Here is a 19,163-nt window from a genome sequence, read left to right as displayed (position 1 = left end):
TTTCAGGAGATTGAAAATGCAACGTTTGACAGGAAAAGTCGCCATCGTGACCGGCGCCAGCGCAGGGATTGGCCGTGCTACTGCAAAGCTGTTCGCGAAGGAAGGCGCCAAGGTCGTGCTTGCTGCGCGGCGCGCGGGGGAACTTGAAACGCTCGCCGCGGAGATCGTCAGCGAAGGCGGGGAAGCCGTGTATCTGGCCGGTGATGTTCAGTCGGAGGACTTCGCGAAGGCGCTCGTGGCGCTCGCGGTGAGCCGCTTCGGCCGGCTCGATATTGCCTACAACAACGCCGGCACGCTGGGCGAAATGGGCCCGAGCACCGGCATTTCGGAAGCTGGCTGGAACGCCGCGCTGGCGACCAATCTAACTAGCGCCTTCCTCGGTGCGAAGCACCAGATTCCCGAGATGCTCAAGCACGGCGGCGGATCGATCATCTTCACGTCGACGTTCGTCGGGTACTCGTTCGCGTTTCCCGGCACCGCGGCCTACGCGGCGAGCAAGGCCGGGCTGATCGGCTTGACCCAGGCCCTTGCGGCGGAGTACGGCGCACAGGGCGTGCGCGTCAACGCAGTGTTGCCGGGCGCCGTGGATACGGACATGTATCGCGGCATGAACGACACCGACGAGTCGCAGGCGTTCGTGACCGGACTGCATGCGCTCAAGCGCGTTGCGAAGCCGGAAGAGCTTGCACGTTCGGTCCTCTACCTCGCGTCGGACGATTCGTCCTTTGTGACCGGCACCGCATCTCTGGTCGATGGCGGCGCATCGATTACACGTACCTGAACCTCGAGGCGGCATCCGGCGGTCAAGACCCGATGTCGCCTTCCCCTCATCCTTTGGAAGGAAGTCAGTCATGGATCTCAAACTGAAAGGCAAACTCGCACTCGTGAGCGGCAGCACAGCCGGCATCGGCCTCGCTATCGCCAGCACCCTGGCACAGGAGGGCGCTCGTGTAATCGTGAACGGTCGCTCCCAGTCATCTGTCGACGACGTGGTCGCGCAGTTGAAAGCGAGCACAGGCAGCGAGGTTTATGGATATGCGGGCGATCTGAGCACGGCCGCCTCTGCCGACGAACTCGCGCAACGCTATCCGGATGTGGAAATTCTGGTCAATAACCTGGGCATCTTCGAGCCCAAGCCATTTGAAGAGATCCCCGACGCGGACTGGCAACGCTTCTTCGACGTCAATGTACTGAGCGGCGTGCGCCTTGCGCGCCTGTTTCTGCCCGCGATGAGGCGGGCCGATTGGGGACGTATTATTTTCATTTCGAGCGAAAGCGGCGTGCAGATCCCCACTGAGATGATCCACTACGGGGTGACGAAGACCGCGCAGCTTGCGGTGTCGCGCGGACTCGCCGAAGCCGTTGCCGGCACGGGCATTACCGTCAATAGCGTCCTGCCGGGGCCGACGAAATCGCGCGGCGTGGGCGAATTTGTGGAGCGCCTCGCAAAGGCCGACGGCATTTCGTCCGAAGCGTTCGAAAAGGAATTCTTCGAGAAGGTTCGTCCCACGTCGCTCATCAAGCGATTTGGTTCGCCGCAGGAAATTGCGTCGCTCGTGGCCTATATCGCCAGTCCGCTTTCGTCGGCCACGACGGGCGCTGCGCTGCGGGCCGATGGCGGTGTCATCAGGAGTGCCTTCTAGGCATATGTCAAAACCGTTGAAGACCTGCTTCCCACCTCGGGAAGCGGGTTTTTAATTGAATGGCATCAAACGCGCGCGTGGCTCAGGTAGTCAACCGTCGATACGCACTCAAATGGCGCACCAGGCCTTGGGCGTCGCCACGCCTTTCAAGCAGCATCGCCAGATTGTGGTGGGCATCCGCGTACGACGGGTCGAGCGCGAGGCAATGTTCGTAGCTTTGCTCGGCGTCTTCCAGTCGGCCTAGCTCTTCGTAGGCAATCGCGCGGTTAAAGTGCAACACGGCATCGTCGGGAAAGTGAGCTAGCGCCTCATTGAACACGTTGAGGGCATCCTCGCCACGCGCTTCGAGTTCGCACAGGAGTGCACCGAGGTCGACGTAGGCTGCATAAAAAGGCGTTGGCGATAGCGCTATGGCCTTCGTGTAGGCCCGCTCCGCGCCGTTCACATCGGATGCTCTCAACTGCTCGCCGAGGTCGTACCACTCCTGCGCCTGATGCGCGAGATTCTTCTGCGCAGGAGCCGCGTCGAGAAACACGACATCGCCCTTGATTTGCGCGACTTCGAAATCCAGCAGGAACTGACCGGTGACGGCATCCCATTGAGACGGACCGGTTCGCACAGCCACATCACTTCCGACCGCGGACACGCGAATACCCGTCAGCGGCAACGCCTCGGGCAACGCGTCTCTCAGCCTCGAAAGCGCCATGATGATTTTGCGCGGCGGTATGCGCGCATCGCGCAACTGCAACGCCGTACGCAGCAGCACGACGTCCTGAAAGGTGAAGCGGTATGCGTTGCCCCGTCCCCGCGATGGATTCACGAATCCCGCCGCGATGAGGCCGGATACCACGCTACGTGAGACACCCAGCATGGCCTGCAACTCACGCATCGAAATGTCGCGCGCGGCAGCTTGGGGTGTCACTTGCGTGCCCGGACCTTTGCAGGCGCTTCAACCGGGGCTTTGGCTGCTCGCGCCGGTGGCTTGCGCGTTTTGGGCGCGACAGGAAGCTCGGCAACGGGCTCCGCGCTCTTGCTGCGCCTGGGGGCCGGCGCTGTTTTTGCTTTCGCGCCGCCCTTGAGACTGGCTCGCAAGGCATCCATCAGATCGATGACCTGCCCGCCGCCGGCCCGCTCCTCATCAGCCTCGTGAACGACGACATGCTTGCCTTCAATCTTCTCGTCGATAGCCGCGAGGATGCGCTTCTTTTCTTCGTCTTCGTACGCGGCGGGGTCGTAGTTATCCTCAGCGCCCTGCTCGATAATCTGCAGCGCGAGTTTCATCTCGGTATCGGATACCTCGACACGTTCCACATGCAGGTCAGCCAGCGAGCGAACCTCGTCGGCGTAAAGCAGTTGCTGGAAAACGAGCCCGTCTTCTTCGGGCCGCACCTGCACAATCCGCGTCCGCCCTTTCGATGCCCATTTCGCCAACGCGCAGCGCCCGCTCTGCGCGAGCGCCTGCTGCAACAGGCTGTACGGCTTGCCACCCCGCTTGTCGGGCGCGATGTAGTAGGCCTTGTCGTAGAAGACCGGATTGACCGCCTCTTGCGGAATGAAGGCCATGATCTCGACGACATGACTGGCGGCGTCTTCAAGCGCCTTGAGTTCCTCGCTCGTGAAGACCACGAAGCGGTCCTTTTCGAACTCGTAGCCCTTGTTCATGCTCGAGCGCTCGACGACGTCGCCCGTCTTCTCGGATATGTATTGTTGCTTCACGCGCGAGCCGTCGGGCGCAAGCATGTGGAACCGGACGTCGGACGAACTCTCGGTTGCGGTGTAAAGCTTCACCGGTATCGAAACAAGCCCGAAAGACAGCGACAGGGAGGCAATTGAGCGGGCGGGCATGGACTTCTCCTCGCGGATTTGCACGTTCGGCACGTCGTCAACGCAAGGCCCGTGCCGCCGCCGACCAGCGGTCGTTTCATTTTAGGAGCTTTATCGCCGATGCCAACGACTGCGCCGCCGAGCCGTAATCGGCCCACGGGTCCTGCTGCTGGAAGCTGAGATACTCGCGGGCCGTCTGTACGGTCCACTGCGCGGCACTCTTGAGCTCGGACAGTTGCTCCCAGGAAAGCGGCATCGAGACGCCCATCCCGGCTCGCGCCCGCGCGGAAAACGCTGTCGCAGTCGTCTGCCCCATGCCGTTTCGCAAGTAATCGACGTAGATCTTGCCGACGCGGTTCGAAGCCCCGGAAGTCGCCGAAAAGCGCTCCGGAATGGTCTTCGCCAGGTGCCGGACAAAGGCCTGTGAGAATGCCTTGACGGGCTCGTAACCCAACCGGGGGGCAAGCGGCACGACCACATGCAAGCCCTTGCCGCCGCTCGTCTTCAGCCAGGCTTCGAGACCCAGCTCCGACAACAAGGTTCTGACAAGCAGCGCCGCCTCCTGCACGCGCCCCCATTTCACGCCCTCACCTGGGTCCAGGTCGAAGATGACTCTGTCGGGCTTGTCGAGCCGGCGAACCGTCGAATTCCATGTGTGAAACTCGACGACATTCATTTGTGCTGCCGAGAGCAGCGCGTCGAAGGTGTCGACGCTCAGCAGCGGCGGATGATTGGGCCATAGCGCGCGGTCATGCGCCGTCAGGCCCGGCATGCCCGTTCTCTCGGCGTGCTTCTGAAAGAACAGCTCCCCGTCGATCCCGGCAGGCGCGCGGACCATCGCGACCGGCCGGCCCAGCAGATGGGGCAGCATGCGCTCCGCGATACTCGCGTAGTAGCGCACCAGGTCCGCCTTCGTGATGCCAGTCGACGGATCGACGACGCGCTCCGGATGGGTGATTTTCAGCTTGGGCTGCGGGTCGGGCGCCTGCGTTTTCCCGCCCTCGCGGACAACACCGGTTGGCGGCTTGTCGATTCGCAGCCCTCTGAACGAAGCGTGGCGGATGACGCCATCGGTAGTCCAATCCGCGAATTCGACCTCGGCGACGAGTTCAGGGCGAACCCACCGTTCGCTGCCCGCCGAGCGCCGGGCCCAGCGGCGCGGCCGCGCGACGTCGACATCCAACGGCGCCGCATCCACTTCGAGGGGCGTCAACCGCACCCACAAGTCCCGAGCGGTCCTCGCGTCCCAGCCGGTGCCGACGCTTCCGGCGTCTCGAAGCTGGCCATCGACGTAGTAGCCAAGCAGCAGGCTGCCGATTTCCCCGTCTTTGCCACCACGGCCCGTGAACCCGCAGATGACGAATTCCTGCCGCAGGCGAGACTTCGCCTTGAGCCATGTCTGCGTGCGCCCCGATTCATAGGGCGCGTCGCGGCGCTTGAGCATGAGGCCTTCAAGGCCCAGGCCCGAAGCCGCCTCGAACAACTGGGCAAGCGGCGCCTCGAAGTCCTGGCTGAACCGGATGTGCTCGCCGGCATTTTCAAGCAGCGTCGCGAGAAGCGCGCGTCGCGCCCAAAGCGGCACCCTCCTGAGGTCTTTCCCGTTGAGATACACCAGATCGAACACGAAGTAGGCGATGTCCTGATTCGCCTTGCCGTCTATCGCATCTTGCAGCGCAGCGAAATTCGGAATACCCGCTTTGAGGACGGTGATTTCACCATCCAGCCACGCGCTGTTGAGCCGAAGTTTCCTGACCTCGGCTGCAAGCGCCGGAAACTTCGCTGTCCAGTCCTGGCCGCCCCGCGTGATGAGGCGTACTTGTCCTTTGGCCACACGGGACAGCATGCGGTAGCCGTCGAGCTTCGCTTCAGTGACCCAATCACCGCTCGTGGGGAGTCTTGCCGCCAGGGTCGCGAGTTGGGGGCCGAGTTTGACAGGCAGCGCCGCGCTCACCGCCGCAGAAAGATCTGGCTCAGGCGCCGCACCACGTGCGGGCCTCGACACCCTCGGCTCGCGCTCTTCGATGGGCCCGAGCGGCTTCGCCGTGACACTGTCGGGGAGCGCCTTGATGACATCGTATTGCGCAAGCGGTTGCGCCCACGCATCGCGCTTCTTGAACAGCATCCACGGATCTTGCTTGTCGCCGGGCTTCGCAATGCGCACGAGTTCCCAAAGGCCAGCAAGTTTTTCACCGTGGAGCCGGAAGACCAGCTTGCCGGCCTTCATCCCTTCCTGGGGGTTGCCGACAGGCTCCCATGTTCCGCGGTCCCAGACAATCACGTCACCCGCGCCGTAATGCTTCGCTGGAATCGTCCCTTCGAAGGCGGCATAGTCGACGGGATGGTCTTCCACATGGATGGCCATCCTCTTTTCCTTCGGGTCGTAACACGGGCCCTTAGGGACGGCCCACGACAGCAATACCCCGTCGAGTTCGAGCCGAAAATCGTAGTGCAGACGGCTCGCCCAGTGCTTTTGCACAACGAAGCTTCGTTGCCCATGATCAGCGCGCTCGCCGGCAGCCGAAGGTGCGGGCTCGGGCGTGACCAGAAAGTCGCGCTTCTTCCGATATCGGGCGAGTGGTGTTGTCGAGTCGCGGGCCGATGGCATGACGATAGTCCGCGGACCCTCTCATCGTTGGACGACGAGTCTGGCACCAGCACACGTTAATGGTGCACGACTCATCACGTTAAGAATGTGGGGTTCGTTGCTCATCCCCGTTCTGATGGTACAGACATGTTCAGTCGAACCAATGTTCCCGCTCCACTTCCCGGGCTCGCGCATTGGCAGGTCCGCCGCGCTTTGCGGCCCAGGCTCTGCGTGCCCGGCGCTCAAAGGGACGCAACAAAACGCCCATACATCTGGCGAATTTCGTCTACGGGAATACGCGATGCTCCCTCATCAACACAATGGGCTCCGCCGGCGGGGCGGGCGACTAAAGCGGAGGCAGCATGCAAGACAACAGCGCACCTGCGCTCAAGGTCGAGGAAACGCTGATCACCGAGGCTCTGGTGAACCGCCCGAACCGACTGCCCGACTATCAGGGCGAGAGCCGTGCGCTTGCAGCACTCACGCAGGAAATGGTGAGCAATCCTTCAGGTGTCCTGCAAATGCTCGCTCAGCTCGCCCTCGGGCTGTGCCGCGCCGAATCGGCTGGCGTGAGCGTGCCCGAACGCGACGGCGCCACGGCCCGGTTCCGCTGGCGCGCGGTGGCTGGCGAACTGGCCGGCCACCTGGACCGGACGCTGCCCGGCAACGACTGCCCGAGCGGCGTGACCGAGGGGCGCAACACCATGCTCCTGTTCGACCGCCCTGCACGCTGCTTCGCCTCGTACGGCGATATCGATCCGCCCGTACGTGAAGCGCTACACGTGCCCTGGTGCGTCAACGGCACGGTAGTCGGCACGGTCTGGGCCGCGACGCACGGCGAGCAACGACATTTCGACGCCGAGGACGCGCGCCTGCTGCAAAGCCTCGCCTTCTGCGCGGGCGCCGCACATCAGTTGACCTGCGCGCTGAGCGACGCGCAGGACGCTGGCCGCAATCTCGCGCAGCAGGTCGCCGAACGCACGCGCACGCTGCAGAACATCAACACGAAGCTCCACGACGAAGCGTTGCAGCGCAAGCACGTCGAAGACGCGCTGCGCGAGAGCGAAACGCGCCTGCAGGCCGCCATTTCCATCGAAACCGTGGGGGTGCTGTTCTTCGACCTCGACGGCACGATGGCCGACGCCAACGGCGCATTCGAGCAGATGAGCGGCTATAGCCGCGAGGATCTGCGCGCCGCGACGCACTGGGACCGGCTCGTGCCGCTCGAATTTTTAGGCGTCACGACGCGGGCGGTCAGCGATCTCGCCACCACCGGACGCACGCAGCCCTACGAGCGGCAGTTGATCCGCAAGGACGGCACGCGCTGGTGGGGTCTTTTCGCGCCCACGCGCCTTTCGGGCACGGGCATGTCCTCGAAGTGCGCCGAATTCGCGCTGGACATTACGGAACGCAAGCGCGTGGAAACCGAATGCGTGGACAGCGAGGAGCGCTTTCGCGCACTGGTGGAAGGATTTGCGCAGGCCGTGTGGGAAGCCGATGCCCAGGGCCAGGCCGAATCGGTCTCGCCGGGCTGGTCGGAATATACCGGCCAGCCCGGCGCAGAATGGCTCGGCGAAGGCTGGGCCAACGCCGTTCATCCCGATGACCGCGCCAATGCGCTTAGCCAATGGAAGGACGCGATTGCGGCGCAGCGTGTGGTCAACGCGGAATACCGGCTGCATATGGCCACGGGTGGCTGGCGCTGGACCAACGTGCGCGCCGCGCCGATCTGGAATCCGGACGGCACGGTGCGCAAATGGGTGGGCATGAACATCGACGTGGACGATCGGCGCGCCGCCCAGGAAGCGCTGCGCGAGAGCGAGGCGCGCTTTCGCGCGCTAGCCGACGCGTCGCCCGCGCTGATCTGGCAAATCGACACGCAAGGCAACACGGTCTATTTGAACCAGCGCTATCTCGCAGCGATCGGCCTCGCGCCCGGACAATTGCTGGAAACGGGCTGGCACACCATCGTGCATCCGCGCGATCTGCCTGGCTTCCTTTCGCGCCTGCAGGCTGCGCAACAGGACCATTGCGCGTTCCAGAGCCGGCTGCGCGTGAAGGTGAAGGACGCAAGCTGGCACTGGTTCGAAACCTGCTGTGCGCCGTGGTTTTCCGCGAGCGGCGAGTTTCGCGGCCACGTATGCGTCTCCATCGACGTGACCGAGGCCGTGAACGCCGAAGACGCGCTCAAGGAAGCCGACCGCCGCAAGGACGAATTCCTCGCGACGCTCGCGCACGAACTGCGCAATCCGCTCGCGCCCATTGCCAACGCGCTGCACCTCATCCGGCGCAGCGCGTTTCCCGCGGAATCGGCGCCGATTCTCGACATGCTCGATCGCCAGGTGCATCACATGGTGCGGCTGATCGACGATCTGATGGAAGTGTCGCGCATCACGCGCGGCAAGATCGGCCTCGTGAAAGCGCCGGTGGCGCTCGCGGAAATCATCGAGAATGCCATTGAAACCAGCCGCCCCGCCGTCGATCAGGCGCACCATGAGCTGAGCATCACGCTGCCCGACACACCGCTCGTTCTCGACGCCGACCGCGTGCGCCTCACACAGGTCTTCGCGAACATGCTCAACAACGCGGCGCGCTACACCGATACGGGCGGCCAGATCCATCTCGAGGCGAGGCGCGAAGGCGAATGGGTCGTGGTCACGCTGAGCGATACGGGCATCGGCATGTCGCCCGAACAGATCGATCAGGTGTTCGAAATGTTTACGCAGGTAGGCCGACCTGCCGACCGCAATCAGGGCGGGCTTGGCATTGGCCTCACCATGGTGCGCCATCTCGTGCGCATGCACGGCGGCACGGTCGATGCGGCGAGCGCGGGCCCCGGCAAAGGCAGCACCTTCACGGTGCGCCTGCCGCTCTCGCAACAGGCGAGCGCCGAGGCGCGCGAGACCCCGGCGGCCGAGGCGCGCGCCGCGAAGCCGCTCGCGGGCAAGCGCATTCTCGTGGTCGACGACAACCGCGACGCCGCCGATTCGCTCGCCATGGTGCTCTCGGGCGAAGGCGCGCAAGTGCGCGTGGTGTACGACGGCGCCGCCGCCCTCGGCGCGCTCGAGCAGTCGGTGCCGCATGCGCTCGTGCTCGACATCGGCATGCCGGGCATGGACGGCTATGAAATCGCGCGGCAGATCCGTCAAAACCCGCGCTTCGTCGGCCTGCGGATCATTGCGCTAACCGGTTGGGGCCAGCACGCCGACCGGCTGCGCTCGCGTATGAGCGGCATCGATTCACATCTTACGAAGCCGGTGGATTTTCATACGCTGATCGAATTGCTGGTGGCGCGCTGAACGGTCCCAAAACACAGGTCACACGCCATTGCCCCCGAGCGTCTTGAGGCTCTTCCACTGCCCCTGCTGCACCTCGAAGAGCGTATAAGGCGGCTTGATGAGGTCGCCGTGCGGATCGAACGCGATGTTGCCCGTCACGCCCACCACCGTCACCTTCGGGAAGCTCGCGACGATCTTCGCGCGGTCGAGCGAATCGGCGTCGCGAATCGCCTTGATCATGGCGAGTGCGGCGTCATACGCAAACGGCGCATATAGTTCGACATCCTGATTGAAGCGCGCCTTGTAGCGCTTCGCGAACGCCTGCGCCGAAGGCAGCTTGTCGAGCGCCGGCCCCGGTTCCAGGTCCTGCGTGCCCTCGCCCGCCGGACCCGCGATCTGCAGGAAGGCATTGCTCTTCAATGCACCCGCGCCGAAGAGCCGCGCCGGCATGCCGAGCGTGCGCATCTGCTTGGCGAGCATCGCGCCTTGTTCGTCGAGCCCGCCAAAGAAAATCACGTCGACGTTCTTCTCCTTGAGCGTCGTGAGAATGGCGCGAAAGTCCACGGCCTTGTCGTTGGTGAACTCGCGGTCGACGATATTGCCGTTGGCCTCCTTCGCGCCTTTCTGGAACGCGTCGGCGAGCCCCTGGCCGAACGCCGTGCGGTCGTCGATGATGCCAATGCGCTTCGCCTTCAACTGCTCCACCGCGAACTTGCCGGCGATCACGCCGCCTATGCCGTCGTTGCCCATGGTGCGAAACACGTTCGCGTAGCCCTGCTGGGTCAGCGCCGGGTTGGTGGATCCCGGCGTGATCATCGCGACATTCGCGTTGTGATAGACCGCCGAAGCAGGAATGCTGCAGCCCGAGTTGTAGTGGCCAATCACGCCGACCACGCCGTCGTCCACGAGCTTTTGCGCCACCTGGACGGCCACGTGCGGGTCGGCCTGGTCGTCCTGCACTTCGAGCACGTACTTCACCGGCTTGCCCGCGATCGTCGGGTGTTTGGCGTTCTCCTCGTCGATCGCGAGCTGCGCGCCGTACTGCAAATCCTTGCCGACGCGCGCGACCGGGCCCGTGAGCGGGCCCGCGAAGCCGATCTTCACAACCTCGGGGTCGGCCGCCTGCGCGGGGCCGTGCAAGCCCATCAGCCCGAGGGCCATCGTTAGTACGAGAGTGCGGCGGTTCATGATGGAAATCCTCGCTCGGAGACTGTTGCGGTGGGTGTTACGTGGTTTGTGGCCGACAAGTGGCTGGAAAAATGGGTTAAAACCGGCGCGGACTATAAGGCGCGAGATCGAGTGGCGGCGCACGTTGCGCAACGAGATCGGCCACCACGCTGCCCGTTACGCCGCCAAGCGTTACGCCCAGATGCTGGTGCCCGAACGCGTAGATCACACGCGGCGAGCGGCTTGACGCGCCCACCACGGGCAGCGCGTCGGGCAGGCTCGGCCTGAAGCCCAGCCAGTCGCTATCCGGCTCCGGCAGTCCGGGCAGCGCCTCTTGCGCGGAGCGCGTCAACAGCCGCAGCAGGTCGGCGTTCTTGCCCGCGCCGTTGGCCGCCAGCTCGACGGTGCCCGCGGCGCGAATGCCGCCATCCATCGGCGTCATGTAGAAGCCGCGCTCGGCCCAGCCGCACGGGCGCGAAATTCGGTTAGCGGTGCCAGGAAAGCGCACGTGATAGCCGCGCTCCACGCCTAGCGGCACCGCGTCGCCACATTGGCGCGCGAGGCGCCCCGAGAACGCGCCGGCACACACAATGGCCTGCTCGGCGTCATGCGCCTCGCCTGCCGTATCGATCAGCTTCACCGCGCTGGGCGCAGGCTCCAGCGTCTCGACGGCCACGCGCCGGTGCACGAGGCCGCGCTCCAGCAACATCGCATGCAAGGCCTGAAGAAAACCGCGCGGATCACTCAGAAACCAGCTGCCCTTGAAGAGCGTGCCCTGCGCAAAGAGCGGCGCGAGGCCCGGCTCCAGGTGTGAGATTTCGCTGCGCGCGAGCGTTTCGAACGCCACGCCCATCGATCGCCGCAGCGCGAGCGACGGCTGCGCGGCCTCGAACGACGCCGCGCTCGAATACAGATACAGACATTCGCGCTCTCGCACGAAAGAAGCGAGCGTGTCGACGGCCAGCATTTCCCGATAACCGTCGAATGCGCGCGAGAGCAGTTGCGCGAGTGCGCTCACGCTGCCCTCGTAGCGGCGCGGCGTGGCGCTCAGCAGGAAGCGCGTGAGCCACGGCGCGAGCGCCGGCACGTCGCCCCAGCGAATGCGCAACGGGCTCGTCGACGAAAACAGATAGCGCGGGATGTTGCGAAACACGTCGGGGTTGTTCACGGGAATGCACGCGTAGTTCGCGAACGTGCCCGCGTTGCCGTACGAGGCGCCCTCGCCCGGCCCCTGCGCGTCGTACAGCGTTACGCTGTGCCCGTCGCGCATGAGCCAGTAAGCACACGACAACCCCACGAAACCCGCGCCGATGACAGCCACTTGCGCCATTACTTCTTCCAGTTGGTTGCGGGCTCACGGAATTCCTGCACGTGAGTCCTCTTGCGCGTGAGCACGTAAGCCGCCGACACCACCGCCAGGCTCGCGAAGCTCGCCATGAGCTGGCCCGAGAGCGCGTGGTCGAAGCCCATCGCGCAGAGCACGCCGGCGATGGCCGCCACGACGGCCCACGAAAGCCAGGGAAAGAGCCACATCTTGAACGTGAGCCGTTCGGGCGCCGTTGCCTCGAGACGCCGGCGAATCACGATCTGCGAAACGGCGATGGAGAGATACACGAACAGCATGACCGCGCCCGATGCACTAACCAGATAGAGAAACACGCCCTGCGGCGAGACGATCGCCGCCACGATGGCCACGTAGCCGACGATGCTGCTCGCGACCACCGCGAGACGCGGCACGCGGCTCTTCGAGAGCGTGAGCAGCCTGCGCGGCGCGTCGCCGCGCTCGGCGAGCCGGAACACGATGCGCGAAGAAACGTACAGCCCGGAGTTCAGCGCCGACAGCACGGCCACGAGGACGATTGCATTCATGATGTCCGCGGCGCCCGGAATATGCATGGTTTCCAGCGCGGCCACGAACGGCGAGTAGCCCACCTTGATGCTCGCCCAAGGCACGATGCACGCGATCACGAAGAGCGAGCCGACATAGAACGTGATGACGCGCAGGATGACCGAGCGCGTCATCGAAGCCACGTTGCGGCCCGGATCGTCGGATTCGGCCGCGGCGATGGTCGCGATCTCCGCGCCGCCCACGGCGAAGATCACCGTGGGCACGCCCGCGAAGATCGACATCGCGCCGAACGGCATGAAGCCGTGGTCGCCGCTCAGGTTGTTCACGGTCTGGTGCCACGAGCTGAACCCGAACAGGTAGCTCGCGCCCACCACAATGAATACGATGATCGCCGCGACCTTGATCGACGCGAACCAGTACTCGAATTCTCCATACGATTTCACCGAGAGCAGGTTCACGACCGTCATGAGCGAAAGCAGCACGAGGCCGATCACCCACACCGGAGCGGGAATCCAGCGCTGCAGGATGCCCGCGCCCGCCACCGCCTCCACGGCGACCACGATCACCCAGAAGTACCAGTAGAGCCAGCCATTCGTGAAACCGGCCCAGTCGCCAAGACCAATGCGCGTGAACTCCGTGAACGAGCCGACGCCCGGATGCGCAAGCGCCATCTCGCCGAGCATGCGCATGACGAACAGCACGACGATGCCCGCCAGCAGGTAGCTCAGGCATGCGGCCGGCCCCATCGCGCTGATGGTGGCGCTGCTGCCGACGAAGAGCCCCGCGCCGATGATGCCGCCGAGCGAAATCATCGTGACGTGCCGCTTGCGCAGCGAATGGCCGAGGGGTGTTGATGTTCCGTCAGATGCGGGTGTGGGTTGCCGGGTTGCCACGAGCCTGTCCTCCTGTAATACAGTGCGTGTTGCGCCGAACTGCTGGCCGAACAAAACCTTGGATTCATACTCACACAATAATTTTTTGTGTGCAATTAAAAATGCTTTGTGTGGAGACCAGGAATTTCCCTGGCGGATGGCCTTTCGGCCTGAGGAGTAAGCGGCTAAGCTCTTGCCAGACATCACATTTCTGGGTTAAAGATGCGGTAGCGACGCTGGTGACGCAGCTCACAGTGGCAAAGCAATGTGGCAGACGATCGAGTTTTGTATGGAGTTACTACTTGCATGAAAGCCGATGATTACCAGACAAAATCGGATGACAATATCCAGACAAAGGGTCGTCAAGCCACGTATCTGGAGGTCTCCCGCAATCTCGAGGAGCAGGTGCGCAGCGGTCAGTACCCGCCCGGCAGCCGCCTGCCGCCGCAGCGCGATCTGGCCGTGGAGCTGGGCATCAATGTCTCCACCGTTTCGCGCGCCTACAAGGAGTTGCAGGCGCGCGGGCTGATCGTGGCGAGCAAGCGGCGCGGCTCGATCGTCACCGGCGGGGCCATGCCCGCTGTCGGCGGCGCGGCGCAGCGCAGCGCTGAGGCGAGCGGCGCCGAAGCGAGCGGTGTGGTCGACCTCACCGTCAACCGGCCGGCAACCGGAGAGTTTCTCGCGCAACTCGCTCGCACGATGGCGTCGATCCCGCGCGACCCGCGCTTTGCGGAAACCCAGGAATACCAGCCGCCCCAGGGCGCGGAATGGGCGCGCGCGGCGGGCGCGCAATGGATCGCCGCGCCCGGCTTCACGCCCTCGCCCGACAATCTCGTCGTGACGAGCGGCGCGCAGCACGGCATCTACGCGGTCCTGAGCAGCCTGATGGGACACGAAGGCGTGATCCTCTCCGACAAGCTGACCTATTACGGCCTCAAGGCGCTCGCGCCCGTGTTCCAGTTCGAACTGGTCGGTATCCCGAGCGACGCCGAAGGCCTCCTGCCCGATCAGCTCGAAGACGCGTGCCGCCGCATGCCGGTGAAGGCGATCTTCACCGTGCCGAACCTGCAGAACCCCAGCGTGGTGACGATGAGCCTCGAGCGGCGCCTCGCGCTCGTGGAAATCGCGCGGCGGCATCACGTGGCGATCATCGAGGACGATGTATACGGGCCGTTGCTGCGCAAGCGCCTGCCGACCATCGCGAGCCTGTGCCCCGAACTGACCTTCCACGTGGCTTCCACCTCGAAGGTGCTGGCGCCGGGGCTGCGCATTGGCTATCTGCTCACGCCGCCGCATGGGGCGGCGCTCGCTGCCGAAGCCGTGCGCACGACGGCGTGGATGCCCGCGCCGCTCACCACGCTCATCACCACGCGCTGGATCGAGGACGGCACCGCGCAGCTCATACTCGAAGCGCAGCGTGCGGAGCTGCACGCACGGCAGGAACTCGCGCTCGAGATCTTGCCGCGCGATCTGCTCAACAGCGACCCGGCGTGCATGTTCGTCTGGTTGCGCGTGCCAGCGCCGTGGCGCTCCGACGACTTCGCCGCCAACGCACTCGCGCGCGGCGTGAACACCATGCCCGCCTCGGCCTTCGCCGTGGACCGCTCGACGCTCGAGCACGGCGTACGCATCAACCTCGCGTGTGCAACCTCGCGGGAGCAACTGGCGCGCGCACTCAAGGTCCTCGCACGCACGCTGCAGGACCGGCCGCGCGCGCTCTTTGGCACGATCTAGGCCGCACTCGTATTTTCCCCAATGGGCTAGCTTCGCTGGCCGATCGACCATCCGCAATTTCTTCCCCTGCGGGTGGTCTTCCCGACGCCCCAATTGGTCATATCGTCTGCGATGTTAGGCAACGACATCGCACGCCCATCTGCAAGCTGGTGGACTTTGCATCCATCTGCATAACGTGCGCACAGATTCGGCTAGCAGGACGCAAATCAAGTACTAGAATGCATTGATGCACGTGATGCAAAGGCAGTCTGTTCGGCAGGAACTTTCGACAGTTTGATGTTTCGAGTTCGTCATTGGAGGCATGCTCATGACGTGCCTGAACGAAAAGATTGTCGGTGCAGCCTTTTTTATGCTGAGCGGTTATGCATTCGCTCAGAGCACCACTGTGGACACTCCCGAAACCATGACGGTCGCCAATATCCCGTCCATGCCTCTGGAAGTGGTTCCAGCGCTACCACCGGAACCCCAGGCGTACCTGCGCCGGTACGAAATGGAATATCAGGCGAATCAGCCAAAGCCCTTTTACGCGCAAGTCGAAAATTTTTATAGCGCGCCGGTGGCACAAGACAAATACCATTACGAGTTCGTGAAATCCGCACCCGGAAGCCATTACGGCGCGCAGCAGGCTGCGCAGCCCACTTCCGGTTATCTGCAGATGGGCCCTTCCACAGCGCCGCAAATCTCGATTCTCACGGTGCCGGACAGCACGCTGAACATCGGCGCCCAGCCTCAACGAAGACTCTCGTTGACCGTTGACGAGTGGGTGTTTTCCGCCACCGCGCGCGTCGCCATTCTTCATTCTCACAGCACAGGCGCAACGGTTACGGTTCGGCGCGGCTTCTAAATGCGCGGGTTGTTTTATTCACACTAGCGCACGGGCGTCGACACCGCGTAGCGCACCAGACTCGCATCGCGCTGCATTTCGGCAATGCTCGCAGCGCAGCCCGGCCGACGGTAGAAGTACCCCTGCGCATAGCGAATGCCCAGTCGTTGCAGCATCTCGTGCTGCGCCTCGGTCTCAACGCCCTCGGCGATGATCTCCATGCCGAAGTGGCTCGCCATCGCCACGATTCCCTTGACGAGTTGATCGCCGCGCCGCTCGAGTTGCCGCACGAACTGCCCGTCGATCTTCACGTAGTCGAAGGGAAAGCGCCCGAGCGTGTCGAGGTTGCTATGGTGCGTGCCGAAGTCGTCGATGGCGAACTTCACGCCGCGCGCCTTCAGCGTCTCGAACACCGCCTCGATGCGGGCGCGCTGTTCGAGCAGGAAGCGCTCGGTCACTTCGAGAATCAGGATCACGTCCGGCGGCAGGCGCTCGATCACGGCGAGCACGTCCGCCACGAAGTCCTTGCGCTCGAAGTCCAGCGGCGCCACATTCACGGCGAGGTGAAACGGGCGCACGGTCGTCGCGCGGACCATCTCCGTGGTGGCGCGTTCGAGCACGAAGCGCGTGAGCGGCCCAAGCAGGCGGCTGCCTTCCACATCGGCCATGAACACGGCGGGACTCACCGCGCCGAACTTCGGATGAGTCCAGCGAATCAGCGCCTCCGCGCCGCTCACGCGGCCGGTCGCCAGTTCGACCACAGGCTGGTAGACCACATGAAACTGGCCGTGCCTGAGCCCGCGGCGCACCGCCGAGAGCAGCAAGCGGCGCGGCGCGAACGCGATGAGCCAGGCCGCGCCGATCAGCAGATCGACCAGCAGCGCCGCCGCGCCAAAGCGCAGGCCGTACTTCCAGCGCGCGTCGCGATACGCGCTTGCCGCAAACGCCACGTCAACGGCAAAGCCCCAGCGCGAAGACGTGGCGCGCGCGCCCGCATGCCGCGCCGGGTCGCCGGCGGCGAGCAGCGCGCCGCGATCGTCCAGCGCCGCCGCGCCCGGCACGGAAAGCGTGACGCTGCCCGCGCCGTAGCGTATGCCGTGCGCAAGCGCATCGGTCAGATAGGCCGACTCGATCACGTAGAGCAAGCCGACGTTTTCGCCAGTGGGAACATAAAGCGGCATGACCGGCACGTGCGCCTGCCAGGGCGAGCCGCCAAGCAGCGAGATCGCGGTGCTTGCGGGCACCTGCGCGAAGAACGGGGCGAGCGGCAGGTCGTAGGAGCCGAGCGCGGACGAACAGTAGAGCCGCCCGTTCGCCACGAGATTGATACCGCGCACGTAGTTGACGTGTGTTCGCAACTCTGCGAACTGCCGCGCCACACGCTCGCAGGGTTGCCCCGGGAGCGCCGCGAGCGCAGCGCTTTGCGCGTCGAGCACGCTGTCGAGAATGTGCTCCACGGCGGACACCATATCCTGCGCAATCAGTCCTTCGCGTGTACGGATCGACTTGTCGCCTTCCCTCACGCCGGTGATCACCGCGAGCAACAGCAAGCTTGCGGCGCACAAGAGCGTGACGATGGCGGCAAGCGTGGGCGTGAGGCCCGACAAACGGGATTGGCGATGCGGAGACCACGTAGCTGGTTTTGTCATGAGCACACCTGTGCATGGGTGGCGCGCCCCGTTGCGGACATGGGCTCCCTGCGCGTCACGCGCTTTTGTATGAACAGATGATACGTCACGGCACCCGCTCCCTCACATGCTGATTTTTCTGTTTTTACGCGCGCCCTCGTTTCGGGAACGGCGCATGCTACAAGGCAACGCGTGCCTTAGCCGCCCTGTCCGATGAATCCTCCCAATACGACCGAGACGACCGATAAGCCCGCTATCATCGAAACCACGCTGCCCGCGCGCCTCGACCGCTTGCCGTGGGGGCGCTTTCACGTGCTCATCGTCGTGGCGCTGGGCGTCACCTGGCTGCTCGACGGTCTCGAAGTCACGCTGGCCGGTGCGGTAGCGAGTGCGCTAAAAACGAGCCCGGTGCTGCATCTGGACAACGCGCAGGTGGGCCTTGCCGGCAGCGCGTATATCGCGGGCGCGGTGTGCGGCGCGCTCGGCTTCGGCTGGCTCACGGACCGGCTGGGCCGCCGCAAGCTCTTCTTCATCACGCTTGCCGTGTATCTGCTGGCCACCGCCGCGACGGCGTTCTCGTGGAGCTTCGCGAGCTTCGTCGCGTTTCGCGCGATCACGGGCGCGGGTATCGGCGGCGAGTACGCCGCCATCAATTCGACGATCCAGGAGTTCACGCCCGCGCGCGTGCGCGGCTGGACCGACCTGAGCATCAACGGCACGTTCTGGGTGGGTGCGGCCATCGGCGCGGCGGGTTCGGTCGTGCTGCTCGACCCGCACCTGCTGCCCGCGGACTGGGGCTGGCGCGTGTGCTTTTTCATCGGCGCTGTGCTCGCGCTCATCATCTTGCCCATGCGACGCTGGATTCCCGAAAGCCCGCGCTGGCTTCTCACGCACGGCGAGCACGACGAAGCGAAACGCATCGTGGATGGCATCGAAACGCGCTTTCACGACGCAGGCCATACGCTCGACGACCCGCCCGGTGATCCGCTGCGTTTGCACGCCCGCAGCCACACACCGTTGAGCGCCGTGTTTCATGCCATTTTTGTGCGGCACCGCCGGCGCGCGCTGGTGGGTCTTTCGCTCATGACGGCGCAGGCGTTCTTCTACAACGCGATTTTCTTTACCTACGCGCTCGTGCTCACGGAGTTCTATCACGTGCCGGGCGGCGACGTGGGCCTCTATCTGCTGCCGTTCGCGCTCGGCAACTTCCTCGGGCCGATCGTGCTGGGGCGGCTGTTCGATGTGATCGGCCGGCGCACGATGATCGCCGCGACCTATGCGCTCTCGGGCGTGCTGCTTACGGTGAGCGGTTGGCTCTTCGAGCAAGGCATGCTCACGGCGACGATGCAAACCGGCGCATGGATGGTGATTTTCTTTTTCGCCTCGGCGGCAGCGAGTTCCGCGTATCTGACCGTGAGCGAATCGTTTCCGCTGGAGATTCGGGCGCTGGCCATCGCCGTGTTCTATGCGTTCGGCACGGCGCTGGGCGGCATCATCGGGCCGGCGTTCTTCGGACGACTGATCGATACGCATCAGCGCAGCGAGGTGTTCACGGGTTATGTGGTGGGATCGGCACTCATGCTCGCGGCGGCTCTCGTGGCCGCGATCTGGGGCGTGGATGCCGAGCGCAAGTCGCTCGAACATGTGGCTGCGCCGCTTTCGGCTGTGGAGGACGAGTGAAGCGATTGACCACAGAGGTCGTGCATCTCATACCACACTGAATTTGATTCGCATTCCGATTGAATCCGGCAAGCGCTCGAA

Annotated in this window: 13 protein-coding genes; 6 read left to right on the top strand and 7 right to left on the bottom strand. The window is 64.3% G+C overall.

Translation table 11 applies throughout. The features are described 5' to 3' along the window. The first annotated feature begins 16 nt into the window (after positions 1-16). Together VSR72_RS17455 and VSR72_RS17450 are read left to right on the top strand one after the other, a co-directional pair. On the top strand, positions 17-781 hold the full coding sequence (locus tag VSR72_RS17455) for an SDR family oxidoreductase (RefSeq protein ID WP_342953595.1): 765 nt from the start codon (positions 17-19) through the stop codon (positions 779-781). A gap of 70 nt (positions 782-851) precedes the next feature. Then, on the top strand, positions 852-1,643 hold the full coding sequence (locus VSR72_RS17450) for an SDR family oxidoreductase (RefSeq protein ID WP_342953594.1): 792 nt from the start codon (positions 852-854) through the stop codon (positions 1,641-1,643). An 82-nt stretch (positions 1,644-1,725) separates the two neighbouring features. Here VSR72_RS17450 and VSR72_RS17445 read toward each other — a convergent pair whose 3' ends face one another. From VSR72_RS17445 to ligD, 3 genes are all read right to left on the bottom strand, one after another. After that, positions 1,726-2,532: a tetratricopeptide repeat protein gene (locus tag VSR72_RS17445; RefSeq protein ID WP_342953593.1), complete on the bottom strand. Its 807-nt coding sequence runs from the start codon at positions 2,530-2,532 to the stop codon at positions 1,726-1,728. Between the two features lie 29 nt (positions 2,533-2,561). Further along, on the bottom strand, positions 2,562-3,488 hold the full coding sequence (locus VSR72_RS17440) for a Ku protein (protein WP_342953592.1): 927 nt from the start codon (positions 3,486-3,488) through the stop codon (positions 2,562-2,564). A 76-nt stretch (positions 3,489-3,564) separates the two neighbouring features. Next, positions 3,565-6,072: a DNA ligase D gene (gene ligD, locus VSR72_RS17435; protein WP_342953591.1), complete on the bottom strand. Its 2,508-nt coding sequence runs from the start codon at positions 6,070-6,072 to the stop codon at positions 3,565-3,567. 341 nt (positions 6,073-6,413) lie between these two features. Here ligD and VSR72_RS17430 point away from each other — a divergent pair, with 341 nt between their 5' ends. Next, on the top strand, positions 6,414-9,350 hold the full coding sequence (locus VSR72_RS17430) for a PAS domain S-box protein (RefSeq protein WP_342953590.1): 2,937 nt from the start codon (positions 6,414-6,416) through the stop codon (positions 9,348-9,350). An 18-nt stretch (positions 9,351-9,368) separates the two neighbouring features. Here VSR72_RS17430 and VSR72_RS17425 read toward each other — a convergent pair whose 3' ends face one another. The 3 genes from VSR72_RS17425 to VSR72_RS17415 all read right to left on the bottom strand — a co-directional run bounded on the left by VSR72_RS17425 (position 9,369) and on the right by VSR72_RS17415 (position 13,157). After that, entirely contained in the window at positions 9,369-10,517 is a 1,149-nt protein-coding gene (locus tag VSR72_RS17425) for a branched-chain amino acid ABC transporter substrate-binding protein (RefSeq protein ID WP_342953589.1), read from the bottom strand. Positions 10,518-10,593: 76 nt separating this feature from the next. Further along, entirely contained in the window at positions 10,594-11,826 is a 1,233-nt protein-coding gene (locus VSR72_RS17420) for an FAD-binding oxidoreductase (protein WP_342953588.1), read from the bottom strand. Further along, positions 11,826-13,157, bottom strand: coding sequence for an amino acid permease (locus VSR72_RS17415; protein WP_342953726.1), 1,332 nt, complete (start codon positions 13,155-13,157; stop codon positions 11,826-11,828). Before VSR72_RS17415 ends, VSR72_RS17420 begins: the two co-directional genes overlap by 1 nt. A gap of 366 nt (positions 13,158-13,523) precedes the next feature. On the opposite strand from VSR72_RS17415, the gene VSR72_RS17410 reads away from it, so the two are divergent. Both VSR72_RS17410 and VSR72_RS17405 read left to right on the top strand, forming a co-directional pair. Then, on the top strand, positions 13,524-14,951 hold the full coding sequence (locus VSR72_RS17410; protein ID WP_342953587.1) for a PLP-dependent aminotransferase family protein: 1,428 nt from the start codon (positions 13,524-13,526) through the stop codon (positions 14,949-14,951). 307 nt (positions 14,952-15,258) lie between these two features. Further along, a complete protein-coding gene (locus tag VSR72_RS17405) occupies positions 15,259-15,795 on the top strand; it encodes a hypothetical protein (protein WP_342953586.1) in 537 nt (178 codons plus the stop codon). A gap of 23 nt (positions 15,796-15,818) precedes the next feature. Here VSR72_RS17405 and VSR72_RS17400 read toward each other — a convergent pair whose 3' ends face one another. Continuing rightward, positions 15,819-17,423, bottom strand: a complete 1,605-nt coding sequence (locus VSR72_RS17400; protein WP_342953585.1) for an EAL domain-containing protein — start codon at positions 17,421-17,423, stop codon at positions 15,819-15,821. Positions 17,424-17,615: 192 nt separating this feature from the next. Between VSR72_RS17400 and VSR72_RS17395 the strand changes: the two genes are divergently transcribed. Next, positions 17,616-19,082 carry an MFS transporter gene (locus tag VSR72_RS17395; RefSeq protein WP_342953584.1) on the top strand — a complete coding sequence of 489 codons (1,467 nt, stop codon included), beginning with the start codon at positions 17,616-17,618 and terminating at the stop codon, positions 19,080-19,082. Positions 19,083-19,163 lie beyond the last annotated feature (81 nt).

The organism is Paraburkholderia sp. JHI869 (assembly GCF_038900775.1).
GTDB lineage: Bacteria > Pseudomonadota > Gammaproteobacteria > Burkholderiales > Burkholderiaceae > Paraburkholderia.
The sequence above is the reverse complement of the archived record's forward strand: the minus strand, read 5'-3'. Positions and strand labels throughout refer to the sequence as shown.